Origin of the sequence: Carboxylicivirga taeanensis (assembly GCF_051851475.1) — a bacterium.
Classification (GTDB): domain Bacteria; phylum Bacteroidota; class Bacteroidia; order Bacteroidales; family Marinilabiliaceae; genus Carboxylicivirga; species Carboxylicivirga taeanensis.
Window position 1 is genome coordinate 123,262 of record NZ_JBPUSJ010000006.1, and the last position, 17,967, is coordinate 141,228.

The following is a 17,967-nucleotide window of genomic DNA, read 5'->3' on the forward strand; positions in this document are numbered from 1 at the left end:
CTAACACTATGCAATTAACAATAAAACATACCGCCGAAAGGCCCCAAAACGTGCGAAATATTTTTCTGGTGAAGGATGTTAATGTACTCAAAGATTTTGGTTTTAGCAAAGAAGCACTTGCTTTTGTGGAAGCAAAGCTGGAATCTAAAGAAAAGCTCATTACTATTCAGAACTACCACATTGTTTATTATGTGCGAGTTGTTTCTGAAGGGGAACTTACCAACAATCTTTACGAGGCTTTGCGTAAGGATGGGGCACAAATATACAACAGTCTCAAAACCGATAAGCAAACAGGGGTTTGTATATATGACGTGATTGGAGAAAAGCAGTTGACACTGGCGTTAACAGAAGGTTTGGCTTTAGCCTCCTACCAGTTTACCAAGTACAAAACCGATAAAAAAGAGGAGCCTAATGATTTCACTGTTTGGGTGGCCTCCGCTGTGCTTAATAAGGGAGAGTTGGATGAACTGCGTCAATTATGTAACGCTGTTTTTGTCACCCGTAATTTAGTTAATGAACCAGTGTCGACACTCAATGTTGAAGAGTTGTCGGAAACCATTAGCGAATTAGGGGCAATTCACGGGTTTGATGTGGAAATATTCGATAAAGCGAAGCTCGAAATATTAAAATTTGGCGGACTCCTTGGGGTCAATAAGGGAAGTATTGATCCACCGGCTTTTCATGTATTAGAATGGAAACCCGAAGAGGCCAAAAATTCGAAGCCTATTGTGTTGGTGGGTAAGGGTGTTGTTTACGATACAGGCGGCATCAACCTGAAAACACCTCCCGGAAGCCTCGATGATATGAAATCGGATATGGGTGGGGCTGCTTCTGTGCTTGGTGCTTTTGTGGCCATTGCTTCCAATAAGCTAGCAGTTCACGTTATCGGACTGATCCCGGCTACTGATAACCGGCCTGGAGGTAACGCCATTGTGCCAGGTGATGTTTTAACCATGCACAACGGGAAAACAGTTGAGGTACTTAATACCGATGCGGAAGGAAGACTGATTTTAGCAGATGCTTTGTCGTACGCAGAAAAATACGAGCCCGAGTTGGTCATCGATTTGGCCACACTCACAGGCAGTGCAGTAATGGCACTGGGGCAATATGGCACTGTGGGAATGGGAACAGCTCCCGATAAAGATTTTCAAGCTCTTGAGGCCGCCGGAAACCTGGTTTACGAGCGGGTGGTTCGTTTTCCTTTTTGGGAAGAGTATGGGGAACTCATCAAATCGGAGGTCGCTGATATTAAGAACCTGGGTGGCCGTGAAGCTGGCGCCATTACTGCGGGTAAGTTCTTGAGCCATTTTGTTAACTATCCATGGATTCACCTGGACATTGCTGGTCCTGCCTTTGTTAAAAAAGAGGATAGCTATCGGGGCAATGGAGCATCTGGCGTTGGCGTACGATTATTATATGAGTTTTTGAAGAACAGGTACTAGTTTAGTAAATAATGTTAATTTTAATGCTCAATAACTGTCACACAATGTGTGCGACAGAAAAATGTAAGATATGAGTGAAAGAAAAATAATAGTGGGAATCACCCACGGAGATATTAATGGTATTGGTTACGAAGTAATTTTTAAAACTTTGTCTGATGCCAGAGTGTTTGACTCATTTGTGCCGGTTATTTATGGTTCATCAAAGGTAGCTGCCTACCATCGTAAAGCCTTAAACATTCCAAATTTTAGCTTAAATAGCATCAACAGTGTGGAGGATGCACATAATAAGCGGGTGAATATCATCAACTGTTTGGATGATAACATTCGTGTCGAGTTGGGTAAGTCCACCAGCATTGGCGGCGATGCAGCTTTTAAGGCATTGGAGCTGGCAGTTAGAGACTTAAAGGATGGCAAAATAGATGTCCTTGTTACTGCGCCGATAAATAAACAGAATATACAGTCCGACTCCTTTAATTTTCCAGGGCATACCGAATACTTGCATCAGGTTGCGGGTGAGGGAGAGGCATTAATGCTTATGGTTTCGGAGCAGATGAAAGTGGGAGTTGTGGCTGGTCATGTGCCAATTAAAGATGTGCCTTCTAAAGTAACTGAAGAAAGCATCCTGTCAAAATTACGTACCCTCAACCGTTCATTACAGCAGGATTTTTCCATTCGTCGCCCCCGCATTGCTGTTTTAGGGCTGAATCCGCATGCCGGAGACGGAGGAGTTATTGGTAGCGAAGAGCAAGAGGTTATCATTCCGGCTATCAATAAAGCAAAAGAAGAAGGCATTATGGCACTTGGCCCTTATCCTGCCGATGGCCTGTTTGGTAGTGAGCAGTTTAAAAACTTTGATGCTATTTTGGCGATGTACCACGACCAGGGCTTAGCTCCTTTTAAAACCGTAACTTTTTCCAAGGGAGTTAATTTCACAGCAGGGTTGCCTTTTATCAGAACTTCCCCTGACCATGGTACGGCTTTTGAAATTGCCGGACAGGATAAAGCCAAACCCGATTCTTTTAGGGAAGCTATCTATTTAGCGGTTGATATTTGTGCAAATCGTTCAATGAATGCAGAGCTGGCTAAAAACCCTCTTCAAACATACGATGTCAATGATTTAGAACACAAGGACTAGGTTTCTTTGATTATAAATAAAAGGGAGCTGCTCGTATTTCGAGTGGCTTTTTTGCATTTACAGGGGTGTTCTCTTTCCGATCTTCCGCTTTGGGTAGGGGTGTTATGTTCCAAATGTAGGGTGTTAGGCCTTAAATGAGTGTTAAAAAATGTTATTTACATGACATTGCTCAGGTTTCAAAAGGGTTTCTTCCAAAGTGGTGAATGGTGATTCGGGTTGTAAGTTACAGACTATGAATAGAGTGAAAAGGGGATACACATTAACACACCTAGCTGAACATTTGTCCATTGTTGGGGTATGTTAAGAAGTGTAATTTCGACCTTCATAAATTACAGCTAACAGTTTAAATGCCTTATTTAAAAAGTGGTATGATCCAGGAAAAGAAGATGGCTATGCAGATTAAAGCAGGAGATATAAAGGCTTTTCAAGCTTTTTATCAGTCCTACTTTAAAAGGGTGCTTAACTATGCCGCAATGTTTTTGAATCAAACGGATGTGGCTGAAGACATCGTGCAGGAATCGTTTTTTAAAATATGGAACAATCGGGAAGGAATAGATTGTAGTCAGTCACTGGTAGGGTTGGTTTATCGTTCTGTTCGCAATCAATGTATCAATCAACTGAAGCAGCAAAAAGTTCACGATAAATTTATTGATTTTGCATCTCATTACGAGGCTATCGATCGCGTTTATAAGTTAGATTTTGATTTAGAAGATAGTTCAGCGGATGATTTTTACGTCTATTCTGAAATTAGAAAGGCCATAGATACCTTGCCCGAAAAACGCCGGGAAGTGTATAAACTATCAAAAATTGAAGGCCATTCCCATGTTGATATTGCCAAAGAGCTCGAAATTTCCACCAAGGGTGTAGAGCGGCATATTACACTCGCCAATAAGACATTAAGGGAGCGTTTAAAGCATCTGAAAACAGCTGTTTTCACCTTCATGTTTTAATTTTTTTTAAAAAAGTAGAAAAATAATGTGGGGTATTAAATACGTGCTTGTAATAGAGGTGTAAGAACGCATAATGAGTAAAAAACTACAACATATAACAACTCTGATTAAAAAATATGTGGATGGCACTGCTTCAGCACAGGAAGTAGCCGCTATTTACGACTGGATCAGTGAGTCAGAGGCTAATAAGTTGCGTTTCGTTAAAATAAAGGAGCAAGTCAATACACCTCAAAAAGCAGGCGACGATTGGCAACGCTTTACCAATCGTTATGGAGAGCAGCTCAAAACAAACCGAAGGAGTAAGCGAATGCTTGGGTTTATTTCTTTGGCAGCTTCTATCTCTTTAGTAGTGGGTGTTTCTTTCTATCTGCTCAAACCACAAAAAAGTATTTATGCCGATTACCTGGTAGAAACGGAGGAGATTCCTGAATATACCACTTTAAGTTTTTCTAATGGAGAGCAGTTAGCTCTGAAAAACACACATTCTATTGTAGAGGTAGAGGAGGAAGGAAGCATAGTGAGTATTGATAAAGAGCAGTTAGTTGAGGCGCCTGTCGAGAAAGCTGATGAAAAGCCGGGAGTTAATCAGATAATTGTACCGTATGGTAAAACGGCACAGGTATCACTCGCTGATGGGACAAAAGTATGGCTCAATGCAGGAAGTAAGTTATTGTTTCCCGTTCACTTCGATCGCCAGAGTTCAAGGGAGGTGATGTTATTTGGAGAAGCCTTTTTTGACGTTAGCCATAACGCCAGTCAGCCTTTTAAAGTGATTACTGACGAGATGATATATACAGTGCTTGGCACTACCTTTAATATTCAATCCTACGAAAATAGCGCTTCAGTATCCGCCGTATTGGTGAACGGCTCTTTACAGGTGGAGAAGAAGGCAGTGTTTGATAAGCAAAAAACTATTTTGGAGCCCGGGCAAATGAGCCAGTACACAGCCAGTCAGGACAAGATCAGTGTAAGTGCTGTTAATACTGCATTCTATACTTCGTGGAAGGATGGTTACCTGATGCTTAATAAGAATAGCCTGTCCAAACTGATTCAGCAAATTGAGCACTATTATAATAGTGAATTAATAATAACCAACGAATTACTAAATATACCCAGCCAGCTAAGCGGTAAGTTGCTTTTGGATGATGATCCCGAACAGGTGTATCAGGCATTGTGCGACTTAACTGGGATGACTTATGAAATAATTAATAATAGAGTTGAATTTAGAAAACAAAAAAAGGGTGCGATCGGTCAAAAACACACCCTCTCAAATAAATTTTAATCATTTAATTAAATAGTCAAATTTATGAATTTCACTGGGAAATCAAAATCCTTCTTTCCGGTAAGGGCTACAAATTTGATTAAACATGCTTTTATAGCCTGTTTAATCCTTGTTGTTGGCTCGAACGATGTATTTGCATCTAGCCGTTTGAAAGAGCAAAAGGTTAGCCTTAATCTTAAGGAAGTAACACTTCAGGAGTGTTTAAAAGCAATTGAGGCACAGAGTGATATGGTATTCGTTTATAACGAGGAGCAGGTAGATGTTATGCAAACCGTTTCGGTTGATGCTAGCAACGAGAGTGTTGAAGAAATCCTAAACGAAGTACTGGAAAATGCAAGCTATAAGTTGTACGATAATCAGGTGGTGATTGTAGCTGATGATGTACAGGTAGTAGCTAATGCACAGGAAGAAACCGTAAAAGTATCTGGTACAGTGCTTGACCAGTTTGGTATGGGTATCCCAGGTGTTAACGTTTCTGTAAAAGGAACAACCATGGGTACAATTACTAACTTAGACGGACAATTTACGCTGGAAGTTCCTGCTAACAGTGTTATTGTGTATTCTTTCATTGGTTTTGCTAGTCAGGAAATCGCAGTAGCACCAGGTGCTTCTTATGATGTGACTATGCAAGAAGATGTAATGAACGTTGACGAGGTTGTAGTAACAGCTCTTGGTATTAAACGTGAAAAGAAAGCACTAGGTTATTCTGCAGTAGAAGTAGGTGAAGAAGCGTTTGAAACAATGAAAGATGCTAACCCAATGGGTGCACTTTCTGGTCGTATGGCTGGTGTTCAGATTAATACTTCATCGCAGGGTGCGGGTGGTTCATCATCTGTACTGATTCGTGGTGCTGCTGTGCTTTCAGGTTCTAATGAGCCTTTATACGTGGTGGACGGTGTGCCTATCTCAAACACTCAGTTCTCTAACGCCGATGACGCGGATAACGGAGGTGTTGACTCAGGTAACGGTTTGTCAGGTATTTCGGCTGATGATATTGAAAATATCTCAGTATTAAAAGGTCCTGCTGCAACGGCTTTATATGGTTCGCGTGCTATCAATGGTGTAGTATTAGTAACTACTAAGTCAGGTAAGGGTGAACAAGGTACTACCGTTGATTTTAACTCGAACATTACTTTCGACAGAGCACGAGTATATTCTCAGTGGCAGGAAGTATACGGTCAGGGTACAAACGGCGAAGCGCCACAAACCATGACTGCCGGTAAAGAGTTAACTACTATGTGGGGTGCTAAGTACGACGATGTTCAGTCGTATGTAAACTACCGTGGCGAGCAAAAAGACTACAAATTTAACGACAACGAGCGCGAGTTCTTTGATACAGGTATGACATGGACGAACTCTGTGGCTGTTAACCACAATACAGAGAAAGCGAACCTTCGTTTGTCTTATTCTAATACAACTAACAATGGCTTAGTTCCCGGAACTTCTTACGACCGTAATACATTTAATGTATCAGGTGGTACAAAAGCATTCAACGATCGTTTAGAAATCAACGCTAAGATTTCTTATACTGACGAGGATTCTGAGAACGCCATGATGGGTGCAACACCATTTAACCCAACTTCACAGTTATTGGGTGTTCCAAATAACATCGCATTAAGCGATTTGAAAGACTACAAAGATCCTGTAACTGGTCTGCCAATTGGTTTAGGAACTGATGGTAACAGCAACATTTACTGGACAACAAATGAAATTGATCACCAGTATCGTAAAAAGCGCGTAATGTCATTGGTGAATGCCAAGTTGAACATTACTGATCACTTAAACGCACAGGTGAGAGCTGGTAGCGATATGACTTTCTTTGCTAATGAGTCGGTTTACCCAATTGGTACACCTTACTACAATGAGGGTCGCGGTAATATGATGAAGGCGGACGAAGTGGAGTCTAACTATGATTTCCTTTTGAACTACGATCGTAACTTTAACGATAAGTTTGGTTTAACGGTTAATGCTGGTGCATCGCGCATGGATCGTGAGTATGAAGGTTTAGGTATTTTCTCTGTAGGATTTACATTGCCTGAGCTACAACGTCCTGGTTTTGGTAAAGACAACTCACAGTCTGTTGACTATAACCGCAAGCGCATCAACTCTGTATACAGTACAGCGCAGTTCCGTTATGGCAGCATGTTGTATTTTGATTTATCAGCACGTAACGACTGGTCGTCAACACTACCTTCTGATAACAACTCGTACTTCTACCCATCTGTAAGTACTTCTGTGATTGTATCTGAAATGGTGGAGATGCCAAGCTGGATTACCTTCGCAAAAGTACGTGGTTCATGGGCGCAGGTAGGTTCTGATACAGATCCTTATCAACTGTTACTACAATATAAGCCAGATGATAACCCACATCCAACTTGGGGTGGAGGAAATAATATTGTGGCTGGTGTAGATGGAGCAACTGTCCCTAACTCCACCTTAAAGCCTTCTATTATGACTTCATACGAGGTAGGTGCTGATATCAAGTTCCTGAATAACCGTTTGGGATTAGATGTAACCTATTATAGCTCAGTAGCTGACGATCAGATTATGCCTGTTGATGCATCTAATGCCTCAGGTTACAACGATGCGATTGTTAACTCTGGTTCGATTGAAAACAAAGGTTGGGAAGCTGTATTGTATGCGACTCCATACCGCAATGCGAACTTCTCGTGGAATACATCACTTAACTTCTCTTACAACATTAACGAGGTAACCGAATTAGCTGAAGATGTAACTCAGCTGAACCTGATGAGAGGTGGAGGTGTGAACGTTATTGCTGCTGTTGGTGAAGAATATGGTGCCATCATGGGCCGTACTTTCGTTCGCGATGAGAATGGTAACATAGTGATTGGTGCTAATGGTTTACCACAAGCTTCTAACGAGTATACAAAATTAGGTGGTGCTTATCATCCGGTAATGTTAGGTTGGAGCAATACCTTAACTTATAAGCAGTTCACACTAAACGTGTTGTTCGATTCTAAGTTTGGTGGTGAAGTTTTCTCAGCTACAGAAGCTTCGGCTTATGCAATGGGTAAGCACGAAAATACACTTGGAAGAAGCGAATACGTTGCAGGACAAGCATGGAGCCCGGCTGAATTAGAAGGGCAGACAACAACAGCTCGTCCAGAGGATGTTTACGGTGCCTTAGCATCAATTGATGAGCTATTTGTATATGATGCTTCTTTCGTGTCTCTACGCGAACTAAGTCTGTCATACCGTTTACCAAATCAGTTGTTTGCAGACTCTAAGTACTTCAAGAGTGCATCGGTAGGTTTATTCGGTAAAAACTTAGGATACCTTTACCGTTCTACTGACAATATTGATCCTCAATCAACTTACTCAATCAGTAACGGAGGTCAGGGTATTGAATATGGTAACATGGCTTTACCAGCAAGCTTTGGTTTCAATGTTAACGTGAAATTTTAATCAGAATGAAAAAGCTAAGTATATTATTATTCGCTGCAGTGCTAACCATGTTTAGCGCCTGTACCGATGAGTTTGAAAAAATTAATGACAACCCGAACCGGGTTGAAGATTTGGACGCTGGTTTTCAGTTTGGTAAGGTACAGTTGATGTATGCCGGTACCGGACATGAAGAATGGCGTGGGAACCTAATTATGACTGGTCCTTTATCAGGAGTTACCCAGTGTGGATACCGCACAGGTCAGGGTTTTGATTTGTCAGATGGCTTTTCAGAGGCAAAATGGTCAGTGTTGTTCATCAACACGATTAAGGACGGTCGTGATATGCAGCGTACCTTAAATGAAAATAACGTAGACGGTTCTAAAGACGTGAAACTGGCGCAAACCGACATCATGTTGGAACTATCTTTTCAGCGATTAACCGACTTATACGGGGACATTCCATACTCGGAAGCTGGTTTAGGTTTCAATGAGTTAAATTTCTATCCGGCTTACGATTCTCAGGAGGATATCTATAAAGGAATGGTTGCTAAACTAAGAGCTTCCAGAGATATTTTGCTGACCAGTAAGAATGATCCATTTGGTGATAGATATGACTTAGTGTATGGTCACTTGCCAGCTGAGGAGCAACGTCAGGCATGGGCGCGTTTAGCGAACTCTTTATTGTTAAGAATTGGTATGCGTGCATCTACTGCCGATGCAGCTTGGGCACAAAATGTTGTTGAAGAGGCAGCAGCTAATGCAGCTGGTTACATTACTGAGGTTGATGTGAAAACTTCAGCAGCCTTATTGAAGCATAGCACAATCGGTGGCGCGTGGGGTATCCACGAGAATGGTTCTGGTTCAGCGATTAATGGTAAAGCGGGTGGTTTTGCTCATGCTTTCCTTGGTGAAGAGTACCTGCGTTTGGCGCAGCAGAATAAAGACCCTCGTTTGTTCTACACGGCTTGTCAGATCATCAGTCAAGGCGGAGAGTATAGAGCTTGGACCGGACAAACATACTTCAATCCTTTTGAAGAAGCGGCCCGTCCTGGTGAAGCCTGGAAGCCCGTTATTTTCAATCCATTGCGAGGTGGGGCTGAAACATCGTTCTCGGTTCGTGGTTTAATGAAAGCAGAAGGTGTTGATGTGTACGGCGACTATTACCTTAACGGAGGTGATATGGGTAAAACCAAGCACGTAATCATTGATAAGAAAGATGAAAACGGAGATGTTATTACTGACGTCAATGGTGATGTCGTAAGAGACACTCTATATTCCTATGTTTATGATGCCGAGTATGCTCAGTACCGTACTATGTGTGCTATTAACCCCGAAACAGTAGGTTCGCGCACAGCACCAACCGTTATTTTTGGTGGTGACGAAGCTTATTTTATTCTTGCTGAAGCTGCTGCTAAGGGATGGAATGTTCCTGGTGATGCTACTTCTAACCTGACAAAAGCTGTTGAGTTGAACATGAGCAAGTACCCAGCGCTTTATAAGGAGAGCGCTTCGCCTGCAACCTACATGGAAATGTATAAGGAAACGACTGGTGATGTTAGGACTTACGAGGATATGGCAGCTGATTACATTGCTAATTTAGGTGCAGCAACTGTTGAAACAATTCAGTTGGAGCGTTGGAAGTCACTTTTCCTAAATGGTTATGAAGCCTTTGCTTTATGGAACCGTTCACTGGTTTCTGTAACTCCAGTAGGCATTCCATATTCTAAAAATATTGATTTACCTGAATACACTTGGGAAAACATTAAGGATGCACAACCAGGTGTGGTTCAAACACCAGATGCATTCTTCTCAACACCATTCCACAATGGTGGTGTAACAGGTGGCTTTCGTCCTCGTCGTTTGGATTACCCAGACAGAGAGCGTATGAACAATACAGAGCACATCAACGCAGCAATGGAGCGTCAAGCTGCATTAGGCAATGATGGTGATAATTTTGTGTCAAACAAAATGTGGATTAGTAAGTAATAATTACTTAACCAATAGTTTATTAAAAGGAGCCCTCTGGGCTCCTTTTTTTGTATCTATACCTCCCATATCAGGTTAAACTATTACACATTTCTCAGGTCTTGTTTAGTCTCATTCTAAATTACATCGCCCCTCACAAATCCATGAACTTACAGTTTGTAACTTTATTCATATAAAAGGTCATTGTTCTGTTTTTGCTGCAATTGCCCCATGCCAGTTTAATCAAAAAGGGGCAGGTTGGGTTTTAAACTGGTTTTATACGGCCTGACCCCCTAATAAGTAAGTGACGAAAGACATGTTTCTATCATAAAAAAACTTCAACATTTGCAGTTTAAAACAAATTAAAACCACTTATTATGGCAACACGTATTGAAAGCGATTTACTAGGAGAATTGCAAGTACCCGTTGATGCATACTATGGAGTGCAAACACAACGTGCCGTCGAAAATTTTAATATATCTACTGCTCGTCTGAGCCACTACCGTCATTTTATTTGGGCTCTTGGAGCTGTAAAAATGGCCGCAATAAAAGCCAACCATGAACTGGGTTTGGTAAATGATAAAGTAAAGAATGCCGTTGTACAAGCCTGTAAAGAGGTGATGGAAGGAAAGTTTGATAAGGAGTTTCCTATTGACATGATTCAGGGCGGAGCCGGCACCAGTACTAACATGAACGCCAATGAGGTGATTGCCAACCGTGCATTGGAGTTAATGGGCTATGAAAAGGGACAGTACGAGTATTGTTCCCCTAACGATATCGTTAATTTGTCGCAATCGACTAATGATGCTTACCCAACAGCTATCAAATTGTCGCTCATCAAGATGAACTATATTCTGATTGAGCACCTGCAGCAGCTTGTGGAGGCCTTTAAGCGCAAGGGAACGGAGTTTGCCGATATCATTAAAATGGGGCGCACGCAATTGCAGGATGCTGTTCCAATGACCTTAGGTCAGGAGTTTTGTGCCTATGCCATGACTTTATCCGAAGAGATTGAGCGCCTGAATCAGAATGCCAATCTTTTCCTGGAAGTAAATATGGGGGCTACAGCCATCGGAACTGGTATTAATTCGGTCGAAGGCTATTCAGACGCGTGTGTCAAGCATCTGTGCGACATTACAGGCTATCCCATTGTGCTGGCTTCTGATTTGGTGGAGGCAACACCCGATACAGGTTCATATGTCATTTATTCTTCTGCCTTAAAGCGCATGGCAGTTAAGATATCTAAAGTTTGTAACGACCTGCGTTTGTTATCGTCTGGTCCGCGCGCCGGACTAAATGAAATTAATCTGCCGCCAATGCAGCCGGGTTCATCCATTATGCCAGGTAAGGTTAACCCGGTGATACCCGAGGTGATGAACCAGATTTGCTATAAGGTAATAGGTAATGACTTGACGGTAACCTTTGCAGCAGAGGCAGGTCAGTTGCAATTGAACGTAATGGAGCCGGTATTGGCCCATAGCATTCTGGAATCGATTCAATTCCTTATGAGAGGGATGGACACCCTGCGCCTAAAATGCATCGATGGCATTACAGCTAATGCCGATGTTTGTGAAAACATGGTGCTTAAGAGCATTGGTATTGTTACCGCTTTAAATCCGCACATAGGCTACAAAAATAGCACACGCATCGCCAAAGAGGCCTTAAAAACAGGCAAAGGGGTGTATGAAATTGTGCTGGAAGAGGGCATTCTGTCGGAAGAACAGCTGAAGGAAATATTAAAACCGGAAAATATGATTGGCCCGGCTAAACGTACATGTCAGTAATATTTTGATTAATTTAATTCTGAAGCGAATGTTCGAAAGAGCATTCGCTTTTATGTGTTTGTAGAGGTACTGACACGGTTTATTGATAGAGATTGATGCAAAGTTCTGCCTGAAGGCATAGAGTGCCTGTATCGGTGTGCGACCGCCTTCTTTCTGCTACCTGTTGCAATTTGCACTATGTAACCTTAAAGCTTCTTACAATCGATAATAACTTTTCAGAGTTCAGAACCTGGGAAAAAGTAGGGTTTTACAAAAAAGTCCGCTTAACTTAGTTAAGCGGACTTTGAGTTATTTTCGCCTCCCAACAAGGAGTCATTCCATTTAGTCTAATTTCAATACCGCCAGGAAAGCTTTTTGTGGTACCTCTACATTACCAACTTGCTTCATGCGTTTCTTTCCTTTTTTCTGCTTTTCAAGCAGCTTCCGCTTACGGGAAATATCACCACCATAACACTTGGCTGTTACGTCTTTTCGCACAGCTTTGACTGTTTCACGGGCAATAACTTTGGCGCCAATGGCTGCCTGAATGGCAATGTCGAATTGCTGACGCGGAATAAGCTCCTTCAGCTTTTCACACATGCGGCGACCGAATGTTTGCGCATTATCGAAATGAATGAGTGATGACAGGGCATCTACACTTTCTCCATTGAGCAGGATATCTAAACGAACCAGTTTAGCGGCTCTGAATTCAATCGGGTAATAGTCGAATGAGGCATAACCTTTGGAGATGCTTTTAAGCTTATCGTAAAAGTCAAATACAATTTCTGCCAGCGGCATATCAAATGCCAGATCCACACGATCTGAAGTCAGGTAGTGCTGTTTAATCAATTCTCCCCGTTTGCCCAGGCACAACGTCATAATACTCCCAATGTACTCACTTTTGGTAATGACCGATGCCCGGATATAGGGTTCTTCAACTTTCTCAAGAACTGTTGGCTCCGGCAATTCGGATGGGGTATGGATATTAATGATCTCGCCCTTTTTTGTGTGGGCAATGTATGGTACGTTGGGCACGGTGGTAATTACTGCCATGTCGAATTCCCTATCCAGACGCTCCTGAATAATTTCCATGTGTAGCAGTCCTAAAAACCCACAGCGGAATCCAAATCCTAAAGCTGCTGATGATTCTGGCTCGTAGGTTAGAGAGGCATCATTGAGCTGGAGCTTTTCCATGGCAGCGCGCAAGTCTTCGTAATCCTCCGCATCAATAGGATAAACGCCTGCAAACACCATCGGTTTTACATCTTCAAAACCGCCAATAGCTTTGGTGCATCCATTTTTAACATGGGTAATGGTGTCTCCAACTTTTACTTCCTTACTGGTTTTAATGCCCGAAATGATGTAACCCACATCGCCTGTTCTCAGTTCTTTGCGGGGTTCCATGTTTAGGCGCAATACGCCCACTTCATCGGCGTCGTACTCCTTGCGGGTATTAAAAAACTTAACCAGGTCGCCTTTTTTAATTGTGCCGTTTACTACTTTAAAATATGCGATGATGCCTCTGAACGAGTTAAAAACAGAGTCAAAAATCAGGCATTGCAATGGCGCCTCCGGATCACCAACAGGCGCCGGTACACGGTGTATCAGGGCACTTAAAATATCAGCCACCCCTTCACCTGTTTTACCACTGGCCCGGATGATATCTTCTCGATCGCAGCCTATTAAGTCAATAATCTGGTCCTCCACTTCTTCGGGCATGGCATTGGGCAAATCCATTTTATTCATCACGGGGATGATCTCTAGATTGTGCTCAATGGCCTGATAAAGGTTCGATATGGTTTGTGCCTGGATGCCCTGAGTGGCATCAACAATGAGCAGGGCGCCTTCACAAGCGGCAATGGAGCGCGAAACCTCATAGGAGAAATCCACGTGTCCGGGGGTATCAATCAGGTTCAATACGTATTTTTCACCCTCAAACTCATAATCCATTTGTATGGCATGACTTTTAATCGTGATGCCACGTTCACGCTCCAAGTCCATATTATCAAGTACCTGGGCTTGCAAATCCTTCTCTGAAACGGTTTTGGTGAATTCCAGCAAACGGTCGGCCAGGGTACTTTTCCCATGGTCAATATGAGCAATGATGCAAAAGTTGCGTATATTCTTCATCTACAATTATTTACTTATAACAGGCTTATCTATTGAAAGATAAGGATCGCAAAGATACTTATTTAATTAAAATCTGACCATAGAGTTATCAAAGATCGCATTATAATAAGATAATATAAGCGGGCTTTGTTTAAATAACTGATTTACTACTTCAGGTTTTATTGCAATAGTTCACCATTACTCTGAAACTATACGCTGATAATCAGATATTTATTGCAGTATACGTCTTGAAATTTTATCGAATTCTGGTTAATGCTTAAATACATTCCACCGTAGCAGGAGGAAAATAAAAAAGGGAACCGCTAAGCAGTTCCCCTCTTTATATAATTTGTTTGTGATGATTCTTACATCATACCTGGCATGCCGCCACCCATTCCTGGAGCACCCATTGGCATTGCAGGAGCATCTTCTTTCTCTTCAACCAATACACACTCGGTAGTTAAGAACATACCTGCGATAGAAGCCGCATTCTCAAGTGCAATACGAGTTACTTTAGCAGGGTCAATTACACCACTCTCCAACAGATTTTCGTAACGGTCGAAGCGGGCGTTGTAACCGAAGTCATCTTTACCTTCAGCCACTTTCTGAACGATTACAGCTCCTTCTTTACCAGCGTTGAATGCAATTTGACGCAATGGCTCTTCGATGGCACGTTTGATGATTTCAATACCGGTTTGCTCATCCTCTGTTTCTCCTTTGATGCTTTCTAAGGCAGCAACAGAACGGATGTAAGTAACACCACCACCAGGAACAATACCTTCCTCAACAGCTGCGCGAGTGGCGCTAAGCGCATCATCAACACGGTCTTTCTTTTCCTTCATTTCAACTTCAGAAGCAGCACCTACATAAAGTACAGCTACACCACCTGCAATTTTAGCTAAACGCTCTTGCAGTTTCTCACGGTCATAGTCAGAAGTTGTGTTGGCAATTTGTGCTTTAATTTGGTTAGCACGAGCTTCAATAGCTTCTTTAGCACCAGCACCGTTTACAACAGTTGTATTTTCTTTATCGATTGTTACTTTTTCAGCCTGACCAAGCAATTCAATCGTTGCATTTTCAAGCTTTAAGCCGGTTTCTTCTGAGATAACAGTACCACCAGTTAAAACTGCTAAGTCCTGCAACATTTCTTTACGACGGTCGCCAAACCCAGGTGCTTTAACAGCAGCCACTTTTAATGAACCACGCAGACGGTTAACCACTAGAGTAGCTAAAGCTTCACCATCCACATCTTCAGCAATAATCATCAGAGGACGACCACTTTGAGCTGTTTGTTCCAGTACAGGAAGAAGATCTTTCATAGTGGAAATCTTCTTGTCGTGGATCAAGATGTAAGGATTCTCAAGGTCAGCTTCCATCTTATCAGTATTGGTTACAAAGTAGGGCGAAATGTAACCGCGGTCGAACTGCATACCTTCCACAACTTCTACAGTTGTTTCAGTACCTTTTGCTTCTTCAACAGTGATAACACCTTCTTTGCTTACTCTTTCCATTGCTTCAGCAATCAGCTTACCAATTTCGCTGTCGTTATTGGCAGAGATAGTAGCTACTTGCTCAATCTTTTCGCTGTGCTCACCAACTTCTTGTGCCTGATCTTTGATATTTTTAACGATTGCCGCAACCGCTTTGTCAATACCTTTTTTCAGCTCCATTGGGTTGGCACCTGCTGTTACGTTTTTCAAACCAACGTTAATGATTGACTGTGCCAGTACAGTAGCAGTAGTTGTTCCATCACCAGCATCATCACCAGTTTTAGAAGCAACCTCTTTTACCATCTGAGCACCCATGTTTGCATAAGGGTCAGACAACTCCACTTCTTTGGCAACTGATACACCATCTTTAGTAATGGAAGGGGCACCGAATTTACGATCGATAACCACGTTTCGTCCTTTAGGACCTAATGTTACTTTAACGGCATTTGCCAAAGCATCAACACCTTCTTTTAGCAAATCGCGGGCTTCAATATTAAATTTAATTTCTTTAGCCATTTTATGTCTTTTTAAATATTCAGGATTAAAAAAATAGTTTGTTAATAATTAGTGAGCTGGTACCTGCTGTTCAGCTTGGCCAGCAAACCGAGTAAACTATTGCTTATTAAAGGATGTACAATACATCAGACTGAGAGATCAGCAAGTAGTCCTCACCATCAATTGTTAACTCAGTACCACCATACTTACCGTACAATACCACATCGCCAACTTTTACTTCCATTACTTCGTCTTTTTTAGCTGCTCCTACTAAAACAGCAGTTCCCTGTAATGGTTTTTCTTTAGCTGAATCAGGGATAATAATTCCGCTTGCTGTTTTTGTCTCAGCTGCCTGAGGCTTAACCAAAATTTTACCGGCTAAGATTCTTCCTTTTAATTCTGACATATCTAATCGTTTTTTTAATGTTATAACAGTTTTTACGAAGGCTTCCTTCTCACAAAGTATGCCAAAGCAATTTATGACATATTTTTGTAAGATTCACTGACGTTTTTGCAGAGGACTGACACGAGATCACTTTCTGTAAGGTCAAATTTACAGGCATAAAAAAAAGTGTCAGCAGCACTGACACTTTTTTAATATTTTAAACATCCCTTTGCTTAGTTAGCGTCTTCAGTAGGTGTTTCAGTCGTAGCTTCGGTATCGTCTCCCTGAGCAGGAGTTGGGAATGCAGGAACTTCTTGCTGTTGCGACGGAAGCGTATTTAATTTCTCATCAATCTCAGCACCGCCCATTTGCCCTTTAGGCAATGCTATTACAGCTACAAATGACAATACTAATAAAGCAGTTGCCAGTGTCCAGGTTGCTTTTTCGAGGAAATCAGTTGTTTTACGCACGCCCATCACTTGGTTTTGTGATGAGAAGTTAGATGCCAAACCACCTCCTTTAGAGTTTTGAACTAAAACAATAAGGATTAAGAAGATACTTACTAAGATTACTAATATCGAAACAAAAGTATACATATCTCGTTCAATTATTTAATTTGTTAATTTTTCTAAGTCGTCAATGCGACGTGCAAAGTAAACATTTTTTTCGGGATATTTCAAACGGAGTTTTTCATATATCCCAATTGCTTTATCATAGTGCTTTTGCCTAATATAAATATTTGCTAAAGTTTCAGATAGCAAGTCGTCTCCATTATCAACTTCCTCCGTTGGCTCAGTGGGCGGTTCTGTTTCTGTTTGCTGTTTTACAGGCGGCACAATTTTAGGGGTTTCAATTCTAAGAAAATTATCAATTATCTGCTGTGACTTCTTCTTAACAGGTTGCTCCTGAGGTTCAACAGGAGCGTGGCGCAGCATGGTTAGCCAGTCGGAAAATGAGTGGCTTTCATCTTTCTTTTCCTCTGGGTTAATGCTTTCCTTTAGTTCATAACCTACCAGTTGGTTCGATTCGTAGCCTAAAAAGTCAGCACTTGGCATCACCATCGAATTGCTTTCTTTTTCCTCCGTCTTTTTATTGGAAAAAACGGAAAAATCAATCTGGTCTCCATCTTCGGTTTCAAAAGTGTCATCTGTTTGAAAATAATTGTTGATGGAGCTCAACCTGGTGGTGATGCCAATGGTTTTTTTAGGACGGCTTTCTGTTTGGTGCTCAATAGCAGATGCTTCATTAGCAGCTACTAACTCGTGTTCTTCTTCGGCCGGTTCGATGGTTTCAATTACCGGACTTGCTTTTGCCGTGTAATGAATGAGTTCGAATAATTTTTTACGATCGGCTATATAGGCAGCCGACTGTTTGAGCTCCCCATTAAACCGCACATGTTCAATTGTATGAAGATTTTTCAGTAATAGCATGCGTGCAGCCTGAAACCAAGGGAACTCTTGCACTATTTCACTTAGTGCCGGCAGTGTTTCCTCGTTAAGGCGTTCGGGGTGCGTTACTAACTCAAAAAAATCAGTTTTCTTCATCTA

12 protein-coding genes are annotated in these 17,967 nt (G+C 41.8%); 7 read left to right on the forward strand and 5 right to left on the reverse strand.

What is annotated here, in order from left to right; all coding sequences use genetic code 11:
* Positions 1 to 8: 8 nt before the first annotated feature.
* The 7 genes from ACSX1H_RS11015 (at position 9) to aspA (ending at position 11,962) form a co-directional block, all read left to right on the forward strand.
* Positions 9 to 1,442 (forward strand): leucyl aminopeptidase family protein, encoded by a 1,434-nt coding sequence (locus ACSX1H_RS11015; RefSeq protein WP_439183925.1) that lies wholly within the window; start codon positions 9 to 11, stop codon positions 1,440 to 1,442.
* Positions 1,443 to 1,512: 70 nt separating this feature from the next.
* Positions 1,513 to 2,577 carry a 4-hydroxythreonine-4-phosphate dehydrogenase PdxA gene (pdxA, locus tag ACSX1H_RS11020; protein ID WP_439183926.1) on the forward strand — a complete coding sequence of 355 codons (1,065 nt, stop codon included), beginning with the start codon at positions 1,513 to 1,515 and terminating at the stop codon, positions 2,575 to 2,577.
* A gap of 347 nt (positions 2,578 to 2,924) precedes the next feature.
* Positions 2,925 to 3,527, forward strand: coding sequence for an RNA polymerase sigma-70 factor (locus ACSX1H_RS11025; protein WP_439183927.1), 603 nt, complete (start codon positions 2,925 to 2,927; stop codon positions 3,525 to 3,527).
* A 73-nt stretch (positions 3,528 to 3,600) separates the two neighbouring features.
* Positions 3,601 to 4,809, forward strand: coding sequence for a FecR family protein (locus ACSX1H_RS11030; RefSeq protein WP_439183928.1), 1,209 nt, complete (start codon positions 3,601 to 3,603; stop codon positions 4,807 to 4,809).
* Between the two features lie 24 nt (positions 4,810 to 4,833).
* The gene (locus ACSX1H_RS11035) at positions 4,834 to 8,235 is read left to right on the forward strand and encodes a SusC/RagA family TonB-linked outer membrane protein (RefSeq protein WP_439183930.1); all 3,402 of its coding nucleotides are present in this window, start codon (positions 4,834 to 4,836) and stop codon (positions 8,233 to 8,235) included.
* A 5-nt stretch (positions 8,236 to 8,240) separates the two neighbouring features.
* Positions 8,241 to 10,199: a SusD/RagB family nutrient-binding outer membrane lipoprotein gene (locus tag ACSX1H_RS11040; RefSeq protein ID WP_439183932.1), complete on the forward strand. Its 1,959-nt coding sequence runs from the start codon at positions 8,241 to 8,243 to the stop codon at positions 10,197 to 10,199.
* 356 nt (positions 10,200 to 10,555) lie between these two features.
* Complete coding sequence (aspA, locus tag ACSX1H_RS11045; protein WP_439183934.1) at positions 10,556 to 11,962, forward strand: aspartate ammonia-lyase; 1,407 nt, start codon at positions 10,556 to 10,558, stop codon at positions 11,960 to 11,962.
* A gap of 321 nt (positions 11,963 to 12,283) precedes the next feature.
* Here the strand turns inward: aspA and lepA are convergent, their stop codons facing one another.
* The 5 genes from lepA to ACSX1H_RS11070 form a co-directional block, all read right to left on the reverse strand.
* Positions 12,284 to 14,071, reverse strand: coding sequence for a translation elongation factor 4 (gene lepA, locus ACSX1H_RS11050; protein WP_439183935.1), 1,788 nt, complete (start codon positions 14,069 to 14,071; stop codon positions 12,284 to 12,286).
* Positions 14,072 to 14,415: 344 nt separating this feature from the next.
* A complete protein-coding gene (gene groL, locus ACSX1H_RS11055; RefSeq protein WP_439183937.1) occupies positions 14,416 to 16,056 on the reverse strand; it encodes a chaperonin GroEL in 1,641 nt (546 codons plus the stop codon).
* A 106-nt stretch (positions 16,057 to 16,162) separates the two neighbouring features.
* Entirely contained in the window at positions 16,163 to 16,441 is a 279-nt protein-coding gene (locus tag ACSX1H_RS11060; protein ID WP_439183939.1) for a co-chaperone GroES, read from the reverse strand.
* A 212-nt stretch (positions 16,442 to 16,653) separates the two neighbouring features.
* Positions 16,654 to 17,016 (reverse strand): preprotein translocase subunit SecG, encoded by a 363-nt coding sequence (gene secG, locus ACSX1H_RS11065; protein WP_439183940.1) that lies wholly within the window; start codon positions 17,014 to 17,016, stop codon positions 16,654 to 16,656.
* Positions 17,017 to 17,031: 15 nt separating this feature from the next.
* A complete protein-coding gene (locus ACSX1H_RS11070; protein WP_439183942.1) occupies positions 17,032 to 17,964 on the reverse strand; it encodes a tetratricopeptide repeat protein in 933 nt (310 codons plus the stop codon).
* Positions 17,965 to 17,967: the final 3 nt, after the last annotated feature.

Excerpts from the sequence above, each read along its gene's own strand:
- ACSX1H_RS11015 (WP_439183925.1), top strand. The coding sequence starts at position 9 with ATGCAATTAACAATAAAACATACCGCCGAAAGGCCCCAAAACGTGCGA.
- pdxA (WP_439183926.1), top strand. The coding sequence starts at position 1,513 with ATGAGTGAAAGAAAAATAATAGTGGGAATCACCCACGGAGATATTAAT.
- ACSX1H_RS11025 (WP_439183927.1), top strand. The coding sequence starts at position 2,925 with ATGCCTTATTTAAAAAGTGGTATGATCCAGGAAAAGAAGATGGCTATG.
- ACSX1H_RS11030 (WP_439183928.1), top strand. The coding sequence starts at position 3,601 with ATGAGTAAAAAACTACAACATATAACAACTCTGATTAAAAAATATGTG.
- ACSX1H_RS11035 (WP_439183930.1), top strand. The coding sequence starts at position 4,834 with ATGAATTTCACTGGGAAATCAAAATCCTTCTTTCCGGTAAGGGCTACA.
- ACSX1H_RS11040 (WP_439183932.1), top strand. The coding sequence starts at position 8,241 with ATGAAAAAGCTAAGTATATTATTATTCGCTGCAGTGCTAACCATGTTT.
- aspA (WP_439183934.1), top strand. The coding sequence starts at position 10,556 with ATGGCAACACGTATTGAAAGCGATTTACTAGGAGAATTGCAAGTACCC.
- lepA (WP_439183935.1), bottom strand. The coding sequence starts at position 14,071 with ATGAAGAATATACGCAACTTTTGCATCATTGCTCATATTGACCATGGG.
- groL (WP_439183937.1), bottom strand. The coding sequence starts at position 16,056 with ATGGCTAAAGAAATTAAATTTAATATTGAAGCCCGCGATTTGCTAAAA.
- ACSX1H_RS11060 (WP_439183939.1), bottom strand. The coding sequence starts at position 16,441 with ATGTCAGAATTAAAAGGAAGAATCTTAGCCGGTAAAATTTTGGTTAAG.
- secG (WP_439183940.1), bottom strand. The coding sequence starts at position 17,016 with ATGTATACTTTTGTTTCGATATTAGTAATCTTAGTAAGTATCTTCTTA.
- ACSX1H_RS11070 (WP_439183942.1), bottom strand. The coding sequence starts at position 17,964 with ATGAAGAAAACTGATTTTTTTGAGTTAGTAACGCACCCCGAACGCCTT.